Annotated in this window: 14 protein-coding genes; 1 reads left to right on the forward strand and 13 read right to left on the reverse strand. The window is 68.6% G+C overall.

Going from position 1 to position 16,500, the window contains the following annotated elements:
• Positions 1 to 25 precede the first annotated feature (25 nt).
• The 11 genes from K8625_RS06420 to K8625_RS06470 form a co-directional block, all read right to left on the reverse strand.
• Positions 26 to 2,191, reverse strand: coding sequence for an ATP-binding protein (locus K8625_RS06420; protein WP_223751482.1), 2,166 nt, complete (start codon positions 2,189 to 2,191; stop codon positions 26 to 28).
• A gap of 426 nt (positions 2,192 to 2,617) precedes the next feature.
• Entirely contained in the window at positions 2,618 to 3,193 is a 576-nt protein-coding gene (locus tag K8625_RS06425) for an imm11 family protein (RefSeq protein ID WP_223751481.1), read from the reverse strand.
• A 19-nt stretch (positions 3,194 to 3,212) separates the two neighbouring features.
• Positions 3,213 to 4,571, reverse strand: a complete 1,359-nt coding sequence (locus tag K8625_RS06430; protein ID WP_223782169.1) for an AHH domain-containing protein — start codon at positions 4,569 to 4,571, stop codon at positions 3,213 to 3,215.
• Positions 4,572 to 4,829: 258 nt separating this feature from the next.
• A complete protein-coding gene (locus K8625_RS06435) occupies positions 4,830 to 6,140 on the reverse strand; it encodes a coenzyme synthetase (RefSeq protein ID WP_223782170.1) in 1,311 nt (436 codons plus the stop codon).
• Positions 6,137 to 6,703, reverse strand: a complete 567-nt coding sequence (locus K8625_RS06440; RefSeq protein ID WP_223782171.1) for a hypothetical protein — start codon at positions 6,701 to 6,703, stop codon at positions 6,137 to 6,139. Before K8625_RS06440 ends, K8625_RS06435 begins: the two co-directional genes overlap by 4 nt.
• A complete protein-coding gene (locus K8625_RS06445) occupies positions 6,703 to 8,364 on the reverse strand; it encodes a VWA domain-containing protein (protein ID WP_223782172.1) in 1,662 nt (553 codons plus the stop codon). Before K8625_RS06445 ends, K8625_RS06440 begins: the two co-directional genes overlap by 1 nt.
• Positions 8,361 to 9,188, reverse strand: a complete 828-nt coding sequence (locus tag K8625_RS06450) for a hypothetical protein (protein ID WP_223782173.1) — start codon at positions 9,186 to 9,188, stop codon at positions 8,361 to 8,363. The genes K8625_RS06445 and K8625_RS06450 overlap by 4 nt, the downstream gene beginning before the upstream one ends.
• Entirely contained in the window at positions 9,185 to 10,726 is a 1,542-nt protein-coding gene (locus tag K8625_RS06455) for an AAA family ATPase (protein ID WP_223782174.1), read from the reverse strand. Before K8625_RS06455 ends, K8625_RS06450 begins: the two co-directional genes overlap by 4 nt.
• Positions 10,727 to 10,761: 35 nt before the next feature.
• Positions 10,762 to 11,409, reverse strand: a complete 648-nt coding sequence (locus K8625_RS06460) for a response regulator transcription factor (RefSeq protein ID WP_223782175.1) — start codon at positions 11,407 to 11,409, stop codon at positions 10,762 to 10,764.
• A gap of 151 nt (positions 11,410 to 11,560) precedes the next feature.
• Positions 11,561 to 12,259, reverse strand: a complete 699-nt coding sequence (locus K8625_RS06465) for a hypothetical protein (protein ID WP_223782176.1) — start codon at positions 12,257 to 12,259, stop codon at positions 11,561 to 11,563.
• Between the two features lie 68 nt (positions 12,260 to 12,327).
• Complete coding sequence (locus K8625_RS06470) at positions 12,328 to 13,500, reverse strand: AAA family ATPase (RefSeq protein WP_223751472.1); 1,173 nt, start codon at positions 13,498 to 13,500, stop codon at positions 12,328 to 12,330.
• Positions 13,501 to 13,654: 154 nt separating this feature from the next.
• On the opposite strand from K8625_RS06470, the gene K8625_RS06475 reads away from it, so the two are divergent.
• Positions 13,655 to 14,842, forward strand: coding sequence for a S41 family peptidase (locus K8625_RS06475; protein ID WP_223782177.1), 1,188 nt, complete (start codon positions 13,655 to 13,657; stop codon positions 14,840 to 14,842).
• A gap of 10 nt (positions 14,843 to 14,852) precedes the next feature.
• Here the strand turns inward: K8625_RS06475 and K8625_RS06480 are convergent, their stop codons facing one another.
• Together K8625_RS06480 and K8625_RS06485 are read right to left on the reverse strand one after the other, a co-directional pair.
• On the reverse strand, positions 14,853 to 15,221 hold the full coding sequence (locus K8625_RS06480; protein ID WP_141328413.1) for a hypothetical protein: 369 nt from the start codon (positions 15,219 to 15,221) through the stop codon (positions 14,853 to 14,855).
• 35 nt (positions 15,222 to 15,256) lie between these two features.
• Positions 15,257 to 16,333, reverse strand: coding sequence for a dipeptide epimerase (locus K8625_RS06485; protein ID WP_223782178.1), 1,077 nt, complete (start codon positions 16,331 to 16,333; stop codon positions 15,257 to 15,259).
• Between the last annotated feature and the right edge of the window lie 167 nt (positions 16,334 to 16,500).

Consider the following 16,500-nt stretch of genomic DNA (forward strand, 5'->3'; position numbering starts at 1 on the left):
GCGTCCCGTGAGTCCAAGGGGGCCTTTACTGCGGCTGGGACGCCGACACGTCAACAGGAACGACACGCTCCCGTGGCAGGTCCACGGTGAAGATGGAGCCTCGGCCCTGCTCGCTCTCCACGCGCACCCGTCCCCCCATGGCCTCCACCAGCGTCCGCGTGATGTAGAGCCCCAGGCCCAGGCCGCCGTAGTGCCGCTCCGACACGGCGCGCTCGAAGCGGCCGAACAGCCGGGGCAGGTGCTCGGGCGCGATGCCGATGCCCTGGTCGCGCACCTTGAGGCGCGCGCGGCTGGGGCCTTGTTCCAGACTCAACACGATGGGCTTGCCCGCGCCGTACTTCACCGCGTTGTCGATGAGGTTGGTGACCACCTGCTCCAGCCGCAGCCGGTCCCAGCGGCCCACGAGCCCCGCCTCGCCGCCCTCCACCTGGAGCGAGGAGCCGGACCTGGCCGCATGGGCCTCGTACCGTGACGCCACCTCGTGGATGAGCGCGCCCAGGTCCACGTCCTCCAGCTCCAGCGCCAGCCTGCCCGCGGCGATGCGCGACACGTCGAGCAAGTCGCCCACCAGCTCCGCCAGCTTCTTCACCTGCCGGGCCCCGGTGTCCACGTAGCCCTTCACCACGGCGTAGGGGATGTTGTCCGGGTGCCGCTCCAGCTCGCGCGAGAGCGCCTGGAGCTTGAGGCTCAGCGGCGTCAGCGGCGTCTTCAGCTCGTGGCTCGCGATGGAGAGGAACTCGTCGCGCAGGCGGATGGCCTCCTGGGCCTCGCGGTACAGCCGCGCGTTCTCCATGGAGAGCGCGGCGCGGTAGGCCAGCTCCAGCCCGAAGGCGAGGTCCGCCTGCGTGTAGCGGCGGTTGGAGAACGAGGTGAAGAAGCTGAACACGCCCATGGTGTGGCCACGCACCACCAGCGGCACGGCGATGAACGAGCGCAGCCCCGTGGCCAGCATCACCCGGGCGTGGTTCTCGTTGTGCGCGCTGCGCTTGATGTGCGCGGGCGTCATCTCCTCCAGGAGGATGGCCTCGCCTCGCAGCAGCGCGGCGGTGGGCGGGTGGCGCGGGTTGCCCTCGGGCATGAGGTTGAAGTGGAGGACCTCCGCGGCGACGGGGGCGTCCTCGGGCCGGGCGTGGGCGACCTCCAGGCGGCGGAAGGTGCCGTCGGGCTGGGCCAGGTCCACGAAGCACCAGTCCGCGAGCGCGGGCACCACCAGCCGCGCCAGGTTGCGCATGGTGCCCTCGTAGTCGAGCGACGAGGCGAGCACGGTGCTGACCTCGGCGAGCACGCGGGTGCGGAACTCGGCCTGGCGCAGCTCGGTGGCCAGGGCCTCGGCGCGCTGGCGGGCGTGCACCAGGTCGGTGACGTCGAAGCCGAAGCCGGCGATGCCGTCCACCTGGCCCTGGGCATCGCGCGTGGGCTGGTAGACGAGGTTGTGGAAGGTCTCCTTCTCCATGCCGTCGGCCTGGAGGAAGCGCAGCGGGACGGCGCCGCTCACGAAGGGCTCGCCCGTGGCGTAGACGCGGTCCAGCACGTCGCGCGCGTCCTCCTCGCCCACCTTCACCACGCCCTCCTGGAAGGGCTTGCCCAGGGTGTCGCGGTTCTTGAGCATCGAGCTGTTGCGGGCGTTGGAGAAGTCGAAGTCGTGCGAGGCGCCGCGCAGGAAGAAGATCTGCGCGGGGGCCTGCATGAAGATGGTGTGCAGGCGTGTCCTGGCGGCCTCGGACGCGGCGCGGGCCTGGTGCTCGCGCTCGAGCAGGCTGGCGCGCTCCTCCAGCGCGCGGCTGAGCGACACGTTGAGCTTGGTGATGAAGATGGCGAGCAGGGCGAAGATGCCCAGGGCGAGCACGTCCGCGGAGCGCATCTGGAGGGTGAGCCGTGGCGGCAGGAAGAAGTGGTCCACGGCGATGAGCGACAGCGTCGTCACCAGGAGGGAGGGGCCCCAGCCGCCCCACCAGCCGGCGACCATGACGGCGCCGTAGAAGAAGAGGAAGGGGCTGTTGGACATCAGCGGCCACAGCTCCCGTTGGAGCAGCAGCGCGAAGCAGAAGAAGAGCAGCGCGACGCCGTAGCGGCCGAGCCAGGAGCGCTGCAGCCAGCTCCAGGCCTTCCTGGGGTCGGGAGACAGCGGGGCCAGGGCGCGCATGGCGCCGGACGGACGCGTGGGTTCCAGATGCGAGACGGGCGTGGGCAAGGCGAGAGGCCTCCTCACGACGGGGTGACACCGTGGGCGCTCGATGGGGAAGCGCTCGCGGTGAGAGGCAGGGCTCGCATGATGGTACGACTGGCGGGGTGTCCGCTCCCCTAGATGATGCAAGTGATTGAATGAACACGCTCGGTGCTCCGCCGAGGTGCCTCCCGTACGAACGTGTTCAATGGACGGCGGCATTCCAGTCGGACGGGGCGCCGTTGACCCGGAGTTGTCTGACGCTGGCGATGAAGACTTTCAGGTGTGTTGTTTGTGTATGGCGCGGCGGCGCATGAGTCAGAGAGGATTCATGGGGGCATTCAGCATGGCGCGCATCCGACGAAGGTCCAGGTCGTCTGTCCTGTCCATGCGCTGGAAGGAGTCCTGGGGCAGGGTATGTACTGCCAGGTGGGTGACGCGCCGCCAATGACCCTAGACCGCGTCGAACGCCGCTCCCGTGACGCCTGCGCGCTCCATCGCCACCTTGATGTCCTCGGAGACGATGAGCACTTCGGACCAACCCCAGGGGCGGAACACCTTGACGCCGCCAACCTTCGTGGGGTCAATCCTCATCCCATGGACGCTTCGGTACATGCCGAGCTTGTCCGGGCGCTCATCCTCCTCCGTCCAGTACGACACCTCTCTGGAGGCCTTGTCGTCGATGCACCTGACCAGGGAGGTCGCCACGAGAATGAGGTACTGCTCGGGGCAACCCTCGATGTCCACGGGTATCAGTTGGACATCGGCGCGGGCCCGCTCCGCGAAGAGGGTGGCGACCCGAACGTGGACGACCGGAGTCATGGCCGCGCCCGCGGTGCTGAACTCCAGCCGCCTCCCGGGCTCGTCGATGGGAATCACCAGGCGGCCAGGGACGTGGGCAGGCCGTCCTGACGTGAACTCCTTCCAGTTCTCCAACGCGTTGCCCTGCTCGTCGAGCGGCTCGTCCAAGGACCATTGCCCGCCCAGCATCTGTGGCCTGAGTCGGAAGTACCGCGACGGATTCACCATGGTGGTCTACTCGAGGGCCCTACTTGCTTCGCGTCAAGAGCCCGTGGAGCTCCGAGCCCGGGGTCTGAACTTCCTTGGCAAGGCGGCGCAGCTCGACCGTGAGGGCTTGTCGGCAAGCAACCACCGTGCGGCAGGTTCCCATCGCTCCTGAAAGGCGCACGAAAATCGTATCATGGTACTCCTGTGGATGCGGCCCTTTGTGCCCCCTGACCTCGACGATGTTCTCAGGGTCCTTCAGCTCCATCCCGGCCTTCTTGAAGAGCTTCCGGAATGCGGGTGTCCAGGGGCCACCTCTCGCCTTCGAGATGTCGTTCTTGTTCGTGGCGATGTGGTGGCGCTCTCCGACGTCGCTGCCCATGCCACGCCCCGCCATGGCGAGGGCATTGGGTGCGAGGGCGATGGTGAAGCCCTCCGCCGAGACTGCGACGCTCCGCACGCCGCCCACCGCGGCGAACGAAATGCCCGCCTGAGACTCCACGGCAAGCGCGGCCTGGGCTGAGCCCGGCAGCCCTCCGGCCTTCGCCGCCAACCCCGCGGTATTGCCGACAGCGGCGGTGGCCAGCATCACGAAGACGCGTGCCGCGTTCTCCCCGAGCACCTCCCCATATGCTTCACTCGCCGCGCTGAGCTGCGCGTAGGTCGTGGCCCGCTCCACCTCACGCACCAAGGTCAACCACCCGTCCAGCAGGCGCCACACGGTGTCCACGCCCAAGTAGGCAATGGCCAGGGCTGTCAGCGTCGCGGCGGCTCCCTTTGAGAAGGGCTCGGGTAGTGCCCAGAGCATGAGGTACATCGTCGCGCCGGCCGTGACGGTGGACATGACCGCGACGGGGTCCACCATGTCCTCCAGTGCTTCGGTGGTCTCATCCCAGACCGAGTCCATCGCGATGGCAAAAGCCCAGGTGAACTTGCCATCACTGGCCAGCAGAGGGCCCTCATCCAGCAAGCGCAAGCAGTCGCCGGGCCTGCTCTTTCGCTCGCACCACTGGCCATAGGCGTGCGTCAACTCCTCGTCCGCGTATGACTCCAACAGATGGGGGCTGTCCTCCTCTCCACGCTGGAGCGTCAATCGAGGGGGACCGCTCTCATAACCATAGACCCCGCTGCGAGACGGAACGCCGAAGAGGGCTCGGGCCTGCTGCATGGGGTTTCGCGAGGGGCGCACGTCCCGCGCCAGCTCCGTGATGGCTTCTTCGTACTCGTCGTCGTCGAGCTCGGCTTCCTCCACCGCCGCGCCTGGCTCCTCGCGCGGAGTGATGACGAAGGAGTCACGTCCTGCCTCCAGCCGCACGACTCGCGTTGTCGAGCAGCCCGTGATGGCGGTCAGCGCGAGCAACAGCGCCGCCCATCGAAGAGACGTGAGGTGTTCCCTCGGCATGGAACTCCGCCACGACGATGGACTGGAGCGCCGAACAGGCTGAGGCACGGATGGGTCATCGCACTCCACCTCGCCGTCCCAGGCTTGCTGCGTGGAAGGATGGCTCGTGGTGGCGCAACCCAGCCAGGGCACAACCCACCTCAGCCAATGGGTTCGATGGAGGGGCATGGGCCACAACATCTAACAGCTCAGCCTGTCATGCGGGTGCGGCAGGTAGCTCCGCCCGGGGTGTCTGTTTTGACTGTCGTGCCGTGACGACTACGGAAGCCGCGAGCGGAAGGGCAGGGGCTTGGTGCCCGAGGACAGGGACTCGGCGCTCACTGCACGCACTTCAATCCGCGGGGCCTCGCGCCAGCCGAGGTTGCGCAGGGCGGCGGAGAGGCGCTCGCACAGCGCGGGCACGTCCTGCGCTCGCGCGTCGGCCAGCTCCAGCTCGAAGCGCGTGCCCTCCACCTGCGTCAGTCGGAAGGCGCGCAGCGCGTGGTGCTTGAACACCCACGCCAGCGCCCACGCGTCCACCCGCCGACCCGTGGGCGTCGTGAAGTGACAGGCACCCCGTCCTCCGAAGCCCTCCAGCGTCCAGCCGTGGAAGCCGCAGGCACACGCATCCCGTTGCACGAAGCCCGAATCCCCAGGGCGATAGCGCAGCAGCGGCAACACGCTGGGCCGCAGCCGCGTCACCACGACCTCGTCCTTCCCCGGCTCCAGCCACACATCCGGCGCGAGGACGTGGAAGCGCCCCACGCCCCGCAGGCACTCCCACGCCAGCGGACCTGTCTCCGTGGAGGCGTAGTAGTTGAGCACCGGCGCCGGCACCCCGCGCGCCAGCGCCTCGCGCGTGTCCTCGGGCAGGTGCTGCGCCGATGTAAGCACCAGCGCGGGCGTGGGCACCTCGCGCTGCTCCGCCAACCAACGCAATCCCTCCGGGTCCGAGAAGAGGACCGTCGGCCGCACCCGACACAGCCGCGCTCTCGCATCCTCCCGCAGCACCGAGATTCGATGCAGCGCCCCCTCCTCGAGGAGGCGCAGCCGCACCGAGTACTCCAGCCCTCCAGGCAGCGCGTCGAGCAACACCACGCGCGGACGCGGCGGCAACACCGCGCCCGCTCGCTCCAGCCAGAAGCGCAGCACCGCCCACATGTGCAGGCAGTCCCGCCTGTCCCGCACTACCTTCACGGGCTCGCCCGTGGAGCCGGAGCTGCGCACCACCACGCCCTCGTCCGCTGGCTCCAGCGGTCGCGGCACCTCGTCCCAGTGCCTGGCGAGCACCTCGCGCTCCAGCAGGGGGAAGTGCTCCAGGTCCGCGAGCGTCTGCAAATCCCCCGGATGCAACCCGGCCTCCCGCAGTCGCCGCGTGTAGTACGGCGAGGCGAGCAGCGTGTCCCGCAGCGCACCCAGGCGCGACTCCAATGCCGCGCGCGCCTCGGCTTCATCCTCGAGCGACGCGAAGTGCGACAGCTCGCGGGCGATTGCCTTCGCCCAGGGCACATGGGGCCGCTGAGAGGCGGTGTCCCGACGGATGTTCGCGCGAGGCGCCACGCGCGCGTCCGACGGGAGACCCAACGTCACTCGCGCCACCCTCGCGCGTCCGTCGCCCGCTGGGCCGCCTCCTGGAGTTCCTTCGCGCGCCGGTCCGCTTCCTTCTTCCTCGCCTGCTCCGCCCGCTCCATCTCCCGGAGCGCGGTGCGGTAGTCGAGCTGGTTGCGCCGCGCGGCGGACTCCTTCGGCGACTCGTCCTTCACCTGGCCGTCCACCGCGTGCACCCACTTGCGCAGGAACTCCTCCTGGCGGAACGCGTTCGAGCGAATCATCTCCGCCGTCAGCGGCTCCACCTCCAGGAAGAACCCGCGCAGGAGCCTGGACGTGTCGACGTTCTTGCGCAGCGACGCCACCGTGTCCGCCCGCAGCGAGGACGACGTCAGCGCGTACGCGAGCATCACCACCTGCTCCCGGAAGAGCGCGCCCTGCTTCGCGCGCCGCTCCAGGTCCTCCCAGTCCGCGCGCGACGGCGGTCTCAGGCCCGCGAGCCGGAACGTGTCGCAGACGATGGCCATCGCCAGGTCGTGCGGGTACGGCGACACGATGGGCGCCGCGGTGAGCTGCTTCTGGATGTCCTTGACGTCGAAGACCATCACTTCTCCAGCAGGGCCTGGGACAGGGCCGCGGCGGCCTGGCCGAAGTCCGACAGCCATTTCACCACCACCAGGCGGAAGTTGCGCTCCTTCAACACCGGCCCGAGCACCTGCCGCGCGCGCAGGTCCTCCCCCAACGCGAGGAACGCCACGAGCAGCCGCGAGCGCCTCGTCGCGCGCACCAGCGCCTCCATCGCCCCCTTCGCCGTCACGTTCGCCAGGAAGTCGCTGTCGGAGATGATGACCCGCAGCGCGTCCGGGTCCTCCTCGGACAGCGCGCCCAGGATGTCGAAGGGGTACTGCGTCCCCCCGCCGATGTAGCCCAGGAGGAAGTCACGCGCCCGCTCCTCGTCGTACATCCACGGCGAGACGACGGGCGCGTGGTGCGAGTAGATGATGCCGCGCACCTTCGCCTTCTTGCGCAGCGCGGAGGCGGACAGCACCTGCGCGGCCAGCGTCATCGAGTTGAGCTGCTGCGCGGGGTCGGGCATGGAGCCGCTGGTGTCCAGGTAGAGCTCCACCGAGGGCACGCCGAGCTCGGACGGAGGCGGCACGTCGGCCTCCAGCTCGCGGCGCAGCGGCGACACCGCGGCCAGGTGTCCCTGCGTGAGGACCGTCAACGTCCAGTCGATGGCGGACGGGTCGTCGCCATGCTCCCAGGCCTGGGGCGTGGTGCGCAGGTACGGCTCCGGGCGGGACGGCGCGGACGGCAGCTTCACCAGGTGCTGGTCGACGAGCCGCCGGTAGTGCCGCGCGACGAGCGCCTGGCGCAGCTTCCCATCCCCCACGCCCGGCAGGTGGTGGGTGATGCGGCGAATCTGGTCCAGCAGGTCCGGCTCCGTCGTGTCGGGCACCGCGTCGAGCCACCCGCGCTCCCGCGCCTCGTCGAGCACGTCCTCCCAGCGGCCTCCGCTCTGGAGCGCGGAGTCCCAGTCGTCCACGTCCGGCTGGGACACGTCATCGCCGAGCGGCAGGACGTAGGACAGCTCGTCGGGCTTGCCGAGGTAGCGGATGAAGGCGGCGCAGAAGTACAGGAACTGCAGCCGTGGGTTCGGCAGCGCGTAGAACGTCTGCGCGAACATCCGCGCCTCCGCGCGCAGGCCGGGGAACTGCGCCTCCATCGGCGCCATCGCCGCGGGGGGCACCAGGTCCCCGGGCGCGCGGCCCCACAGCTCCTCGTAGATGGCGAGGTAGAAGAAGAACAGCGGAGACGTCGGCGTGTCGCCGCGCGTGCGCTGGAAGCCCCGGTACACGCGGCACAGGTCCTCCGCGTGGGTGCGGCCCACCACCTCGTTCACCTGCAAATCGTAGAAGAGGTTGGTGAGCGACTGCTTCAGTCCGGGGACCAGCCGCTGCTCCACGACGCGCAGCTCCGCGTCCCAGCCGAGCGTGTGGGGGAACCTCGCGTGGTGGCCGATTTCATGCGCGAGCACCGCCAACAGACTGTCCGCCGCGCCCATGGATTGGAGCAGCTGGAAGTGCACGAAGACCTGTCGCCTGGCGAGGTCGATGTACGCGAGCGGCTCGTTCGCATGGTCCGCGTCCGGCTGGAAGGGGACGTGGGGCTCCGGCGGGCTCAGCCGCACCTGCACGTCCCACAGCGCCAGCGCCTGATGCCAGCACTGCTCGATGTGCTCGGGCGTGAAGCGCGACGGGCTCATGCGGGCACGAGCACCAGCACGTGCTGCGACGTGTCCAGCGTGCCGGCGGCGCGCCAGTCGTTGGTGAGGGTGGCGTACCACGCGTCCACGCGCGGGTCGTTCCACGACACGGCGCCCAGGTGGGGCGTGTGCTGGTGCGTCACCTCGGGCGTCTCGCGGCAGCCCATGGCGCCGAGCGGAATCGGCGTGTCCGCGAGCAGCAGGCCCTGCGTCGCGGCCTCGCGTCCGGCCACCGCGTGTCGGTGCCGGTCGTGCACGCACAGCACGGTGGGCGCGAGGAAGTGCATCGCGCCGGGGAGGAAGCGGCTGTCCTCGCGGGACAGGTCGACGAGGAAGGGCTGGGCCTTGTCGCCCAGCTTCGAGGCGGGAGGCTCCATCGCGAGCGCGGCCGTCTCGCGCAGGCGCTCCTCGATGCCCGCGAGCGAGCCGAGCCGCTGGCTCACGCGGTAGAAGATGCGCTGCACCCACGGCGGCGTGGACTCCAGGTTCTCGCCCACGTTCCAGAGCTGCGCGAGCACACCGGCGCGCTCGGGGGCGGGGACGCCGGTGAGCAGGCGGGGCACCAGGTCGGACCACGCGAGGGTGAAGAAGTTCTGGCGTCCCGCGGTGGCGGGGTAGAGGTAGCCCAGGCCGATGGCCTCGGCGCCCAGGCGCAGGTAGGCGCGCAGCAGCTCCTCGGCTTCTTCCGGCGCGGTGCCGGACTGGGTGAGGGCGTCACCGAGCTTTCTGGCGGGGCCTTGAACCAGCTCGCGCCACAGGTCCGCGTCCCAGCGGACGTAGCGGGCGCGGGCGCTGGACTCGAGCTCGTCGGTGTAGCTGCTCACGGCCGACCTCCGCCGCCCGGGTTCTCCTTGAGCCACGTCGCGTAGTTCCGGTAGCGGCTGTACATGGACTTCAAGTGGATGAGGTCCTCGTAGATGGGGCCGGAGAGCTCCTGCTTGGTGAGCAGCTCGTTCATCAGCGCGGTGACGGCGGTGAGGCGCTTCTCGGTGGTGCGCAGGTCGATGCCGGACAGGCCCTTGTCCAGCTCCTCGCGCAGCACGCCCACCTTGCGGCGGATGGGCTCGTGTTTCTCGTGGTGCCCCATGGCCATGTCGAACATGTGGCGAATCCACGCGACGCGGTCCTGGAGGAGGAGCTTGTGGCCCTTCGCCTCGAAGAAGGCGCTGCGGGTGTTGGGGACCAGCTTCTCGTGCAGCACCCACGGGGCGATTTGACGGAAGTCCTCCAGCTCCACGACGGAGTGGCCGCGGAAGAAGGCGAGCGCCTTCGCGTAGTGGAGGATGGTCTGGTAGGCGCGCACGCTGACGCCGTTCTCGGTCTGCGTGCAGAGGTGCACCTTCTTGTCGAGCGGGCACTGCTCGTTGCACACGGCGGACACGGTCTGCCCGGCGAGCTTGAGGGTGTCCTTGTGCTTGAACTCGAAGCGGGGGGACGCCATGCGGCAGAAGTCGAGCTGGCCGAGGAAGAAGGCCACGCGCTCGAGGACGTCGCGGGGGACCTCGACCTCGAGGATGGAGGTGTAGGCGCGCTCCAGCTCGCCGGGGGTGAAGACGATGTCCTTGGGGAGCAGCTCCTCGGGGGACTTGTCGGCTTCGATGCGCTGGAGGAGGGTGTCGATGAAGTTCGAGTTGAAGGGGACGGCGCGCACGACGACGTCGAGGCGGTCCTTGAGGGCCTCGATGACCTGGAAGGTGCCGCCGCCCTGGTCGTCATTGGCGGTGAGGAACCAGGACGAGCGGCCCGCGTAGACGTACTGGTCCATCATCTCCGCGTAGCCCTCGGCCATGAGGGAGAGCAGGGCGGACTGGGTCTTGGTGGGGATGCGGTTGTACTCGTCGATGATCTTGACGCGTTGGGTGATCCACTTGCGCCAACTGACCTTGACGGCGGAGAGGTCCTCCGCCTTGAGCATGTCGGAGGGGAGGGGGGCGCCGAGCAGGTCGGCGATGGAGAGTTGAGGGTGGCCGCGTTGGATGGAGCGGTGGATGTCCTCGCGGGACATGCCGGAGAGCAGGGCCATGAGGACGGCGGAGGTGGTCTTGCCGCGGCCGGGTCCGCCGATGAGGAGGGCTCGGCGGCAGGTGAAGAGGGTGAGCAGGGGGATGAGGACGAAGGAGCTGTAGCTCATGTCCTCGGGGAGGTGGAGCTCGTCCCCGGCGCTGCTCTTGAGAGAGGCGGAGCCGCCGAACTCGATGTCGTAGTAGGGGCAGATGACGGCGTTGTTGGTGATCCACCAGTACGCCTGCCGCATCTTGTCGTGGAGGCTGCCGCCGTCACGCTCGGAGAGGTGGACGTTGAGCCCCTTGTCCACCGACGCGCGCCCGGAGAGCAGGCGCGACACCCAATCCTGGTTCGCCATGCGGCGGGGAGCCTAGCATCGACGAGGCGATTGGCTCACAGCGTGACGAGGCCCATGCGCGCGGCGCGGACGACGGCCTCGGTGCGTCGCTGGACACCCAGCTTGGCGAGCACCGCGTTCACGTGGAACTTGGCTGTGTGCTCGCTGATGCCGAGTCGGTCCGCGATGGCCTTGTTCGACAGGCCCTCCGCCAGCAACGCGAGCACCTCGCGCTCCCTCGGCGTGAGGGCATCAGGTCCCTGAGCGCTCGTGGTCACGGAGGCTGTGGTCCTCGTGCTGGCCCGCAGCTCCGAGAGCCCTGGGTCGAACACCGCGAGCCCCCGTGCCACCGCGTACAGCGCCGCTGTGAGCGGGCCTGGGCTCACGTCGCGAAACAACAACCCTTTGGCTCCCGCGCCGAGTGCCAGCTCGCCCGCTGCGTCGTCCGCGACCAGCGCGAGCACCGGCGCGCCCAGGTCTGGCGCGTCCAATCGCGCCTCTGTCTCGGCGAGGCGCAGACCGGTGTCCCAGAGGACCACGTCAAGCGCTTCGCCCCGCGTGGTCTCCAGCTCCACCTGCGTGCCCGAGGCCAACAGTTGCAGCTCGCTCCCCTGGTCCCCGAGCACTCGTGAGAGCGCACCTCGAGCGAGCGGGTCCTCCGCGACCAACGCGAGACGCAAGGGTGAGAGGGATGCATCCAGCACGGAACCTCTTCCATAACGAGGTGCCCCACGCGCCGCTCGCGTCGGAACCGTGAGTGCTCACGGCTGAACGCGAAGGCAGTGGATTCACAAAGCTGGAAGAGGTCGCGAGCGAAGCCCGTCCCGACCATGAAGAAGTTTGAAGAGACTCGGGCTACTTGTGCTTGGGCCGAGGAGGAGGTGCCCCCGTCCAGAGTGGCACCAGCTTCTCGCGGACCTCCGAGAGGAACGTGGACAGGCCCGTGCCGCGTCCTCGCTCCTCGAGTTGCTGAATCGTCGCCTGCATCATGCTGAGGTGTTCGCGATCGACGACTCCATGGGTCAGCAGCTTGAGCACACGCTTGGCGTCGCGCTTCGCGCCATCCTGCTGCGCGGTCAACTCCTCCGCACGGAGGCATGGGTCGAAGCCAAGCTCTTGGCGCAGTTCCTGATGACGAGCTTTCTCGTCATCGGTTTCGGGAGTGAAGCCCGCGAGAACCCAGCACTCCCGCTTGGTGTGCGCGATGCCGATGAGGATGGGACCCAGACTGCTGACTTCCGCGCGGGCCTGCTCCAGCCCCTTACGCCGCTGTGCCTCGTCGTTGTCGCTGTCTCGTACCAGTACGACCGCGTGGATGGGGGCGTCCCCGTGTCCCCGCAGCAACGCGAGTGCCCTGCGGGCAACGAAGGCATCGTGAGCGCCGGGTTCACCGTTGAAGTGGCCGTTGATGCGGATGTTGGCGGCCTTCGCTCGCGTGTGGACCTCCTTCCAGGGGAGGTAGCTCTCTCCACGCGTCTGCCCTCGCCACTCGCGAAGTTCCGCGAGTACTTCCGGCTCCATCCAATCGATGGACTCCCGCAGCATCCGGTCCACGAGAGTGGGCACCGTTCGATGGTCCCCCGGCCCCTCGCAGATGAGCACGATGGACGTCGGGCTGCTGCTCATCCTTCCTTCTTCTCCTGCACGTCCGCCACCCATCCCTCCCCCACGGTGCTCCAGAACTCTCCTGGGCGCATGACTTCCTTCCAGCGCTCGAACTCCGGATGCTGAGTCAGCTCTGCGAATCGGATGCCACCATCAGGCAGGACCGTGGAGAGGCGGACTTCTTTGGGGTCGAGGTGGTCGACCAGGTAGGGTGAATGGCTGGTCGCGATGATTTGCAGCTCCGGGTCTTGCTCCTGCAATTTGCGGAGCTGCGCCACGAGGTCCTTCTGGGCCTTGGGGTGAAGCCCTCGGTCGAGGTCGTCCAGGAGGATGAGCTTGGGGCGTGGGTTGCTGAAGAGGACGGTCAGTAGCCCGAGGACGAGCAGCGTGCCTTCACTTGCGCCTTGACTGGAGATGTTCGCGGCTCCGTTCAGATCAAAAAGGAGTCGATGCCCAGAGTAGGTGCGATGAATGGTTCTCGCGATGGCATCTTCGTCGATGCGGAGCGTCTCGACCTCCTGTCTCTTCACTTCCGCCAGAGAGAGTCGTACGCGCTTCACCTGCGGAATGACGTTGCGGAGTGCTTCGAGAAGTTCGGTGAATGTGTCAGGGCGATTCAGGGCCATTTGTGCGAGGACTGAAGCAAGCCCCGTCCCATCCGACTCGACTCGTGGCTCAAGGGACTCCGTGTATGACGCTTCTGCGAGCTTGCGCCCCTCAAGCCGCAAGAGCGCCCGTGCATTCCAATCGTCGAGAACTGGGGGCAGTCCAAGCAAATCGAGCGGTGCACTGCTCTGAATGGGACTGGTAGGCGGAGGGACATCGAATCGCATCCCGCCCCACCTGCCTCTGACTTCGGGCCTGAAGCCCCGAGAGCCGTTCTGCGCCGGTTCTGTCGGCATGAGATAAAGCTCGACGTGCCCAGGTTCGCCTCGCCAATGTCCGGATGCTTGGATGGATGTTGGTTCTGCCTCTGAACCCCGTTTGCGCAATCCGGGAGGCCCGCCATGGGTCTTCATAAGGTCGCCACGACGAGTTGATGGATGAGCGCATCCCATCAATACATCCAGGGACTGAAGTACGCTGGTCTTGCCAGAGGCGTTCGGACCCACGATGACGGTGAGGCGCTCCATGGCGAGCTTTGCCGACTCGATGCCTTTGAAGTTCTGAAGGGTCAGCTCGTGAATCATGGGTGCTCGCTCGGGCGCTTCACGTCGGGTGCCGGGAACTCTTCCAGCCCAGCAGAACGCAAATGGCGCGTTCGGTGTTCGGTTCTACTCCACCTCCACGTGTCGTCCCAGGAATGACGCGCCTGATACTGTCCACCAGGAGGAGCCCGCGGCCATGTCGAAGCGTCTCTATCCCCGCATCCTGCTGGCCGCCGCCCTGCTTGCCACGAGCGCCCACGCCGCCAGCCCGTTCCTCAAGCCCGGTGACGAAGTCGTCGACCACGTCCGTACGCGCTTCTACGACGCGAAGCGCGGCGAGGCCTGGGCCACGAAGCATCAGGGCTACGGCGCCGCGGCCACGAGCGCGGACGACTTCGCCCGGCGCACCCAGGCCGCCCTCTCCGAACTCAACGCCTCGCACACCGCCTTCTACCCGCGAGGTACCACCGGTCACGCCGACCTCTCCGCCATCTTCCAGCGCCACCTCAAGCTCCCCAAGGTCGAGGTCCCCAGCATCGGCGCCGACATCCAGGAGACCCCACAAGGCTTCTTCGCCCGCCACGTCTTCGCCCACGGCCCCGCCGCCAAGGCCGGCCTGCTGCGCGGAGACCGCCTCCTCTCCGTCGAAGGCAAACCCTTCACCTCCGTCGCCTCACTCACCCAACGCGTCAACAAGCCCACGCGCTTCACCATCGAGCGCACCCTCGGCGCCGAGCCCACCGTCCTCACCATCACCCCGCGCCTCGTGAACCCCAAGGCCGAGTGGCTCGACGCCCAGCACGCCAGCACCCGCGTCATCGACCACCAGGGCCGCCGCGTCGCCTACCAGCAGCTCTACTCGTGCGCCGGCCCCGAGCATCAACAGAAGCTCCAGGACGCCCTCTCCGACGACTTCGCCCAGGCGGACGCCGTCGTCATCGACTTCCGCGACGGCTGGGGCGGCTGCAGTCCCACCTTCCTCAACCTCTTCGACCGCGCCGTCCCTCGCTTCGTCGGCATCGGCCGAGACGGCCGCCGCAACCCGTGGTCCGCCACCTGGCGCAAGCCCGCCGTCCTCCTCGTCAACGGCAACTCCCGCAGCGGGAAGGAAGTCGTCGCCTTCACCATGAAGCGACTCGGGCTCGCCACCCTCGTGGGCCAGCACACCGCGGGCGCCGTGCTCGCCGGCACCCCACTGCGCCTGTCCACCGGTGACCTGCTCTACCTCGCCGTCGAGGCCGTCGAAGTCGAGGGCGTCCTGCTCGAGGGCGTCGGCGTCCCCGTGGACGTCGAGGTCCCCGACACTCTGCCCTACGCCTCCGGCAAGGACCCGCAGCTCGACAAGGCCCTCGACGTCGCCGCCACGGCAGCGCCGTCACCCTGATGCAACAGTCTCAGTGTCTCCACGTGCCATACAGGTACGCGAGCCCCGCGGCCAATGCCAGCAACATGCCCAACAGGCTCCACGTCACGATGGAGCACCCCGGTGACGCCTGGGAGATGACCGGCAGCTTCTGCGTCTTCAGCTCGTCCACCAGCTGCGACAGCTGCCCCGTGTCATAGGCCACCGGCTCGCCCGTGCTCAGCTTGCGCCCGAGCTCCACCAGCTCCCGCTCCGAGAAGAACCGCTCCGACAACCACAGGCTGCGCGCCTGGAGCATCCGGTCCGTGCCGCCGCGCGCCGGGTCCAGACCGCACCCGTCGCAGACGTCGAACGCGCCCTCCTTCGTTTCGCCGCAACCCACACAGACGGCCAGACCCATGCGCCCATCCTAACGCGCGCGCGCCACCTCTTGGGTCAGCTCAATGTGACACCGTGCCCCATCGCCCCTTCATCCAGGTGCAACCGCGAGCCCTCGTACCGAATCCCGCTCCGGAACGGATGCCGCGCGATGAACAACGGCGTGTCCAGATCCGCGTACGTGAAGCCCCCCAGCCCCGCCGCCAGGTGCGCCGACGCGCTCATCGCCAGCACGCTCTCCACCATCCCTCCCACCATCAACTCCAACCCCGCCGCCCGCGCCAGGCTCCACATCGTCAGCGCCTCCACCACCCCGCACTTCATCGTCTTGATGTTGATGCCGTGCGCCGCCCCCTCGCGGATGAGCCGCAGCACGTCCTTCGCCGAGCGCGCCGACTCGTCCGCGCACACCCGCACCTTCGAGCGCCTCGCCACCTCCGCCATCCCCGCCACGTCGGACGCCGGCACCGGCTGCTCCAGCAACGCCAGCGGCACCCCCGCCCGCTCCAGCTCCTTCACGAACGCGAGCGCCTCCGCCACGTCGTAACCCCCGTTCGCATCCGCGAACAGCCGCGCCCGCGGCGCCACCTCGTGGATGGCCACCATCCGCGCCGCGTCCTGGTCCGGAGAGAGCGCGCCGACCTTCACCTTCAACGTGGTGATGCCGCGCTTCAGGATGGACCGCGCCGACTCGGCCGCGTGCGTGACGTCCCCCACCGTCACCGTCATGTCGATGTCCAGCACCGTGCCCGCCCCACCCAGCATCACGTACAGCGGCACGCGGTGATGCCGCGCCAACGCGTCCAGCACCGCCATCTCCACACCCGCCCGCCCCGCCGGCGCCAGCGCCATTGCGTCCCCGAGCCACTCCGACAGCGGTCGCCACGCGCGCACGTCCCGACCCATGAGTCCCGCACGCACCCCCTCCAGCGCCGCGAGCGTGCTCGCCTGCGTCTCCCCACTCACCGCGGGGAACGGCGCCGCCTCGCCCAACCCCACCGTGCCGTCCGCGAGCGTCAGCTTCACCAACACGTTCTCGGCCGCGTGCTGCGCTCCCGTGGCGATGCCGAACGGCTCCGTCAGCGGCAGGTCCAACGGCTCGAACTGGACGGCGGTGATGAGGGTGGGCGTCATGTCCGGGAAGGCATCCTGGTCCGCTCCCTGGATAGAAGGGGACACGCGAGAGGTCGGCTCATCGTATTCAACCCGGTGCTCCGAGGTGTCAGGGAGGCGGATGTGGGTCTCACATCCTCGGCTTGTGCCTGCGAGCCTTTCATGGCGACATGCGGGGACTCCGGACG

Source organism: Myxococcus sp. AS-1-15, assembly GCF_020037055.1.
Classification (GTDB): domain Bacteria; phylum Myxococcota; class Myxococcia; order Myxococcales; family Myxococcaceae; genus Myxococcus; species Myxococcus fulvus.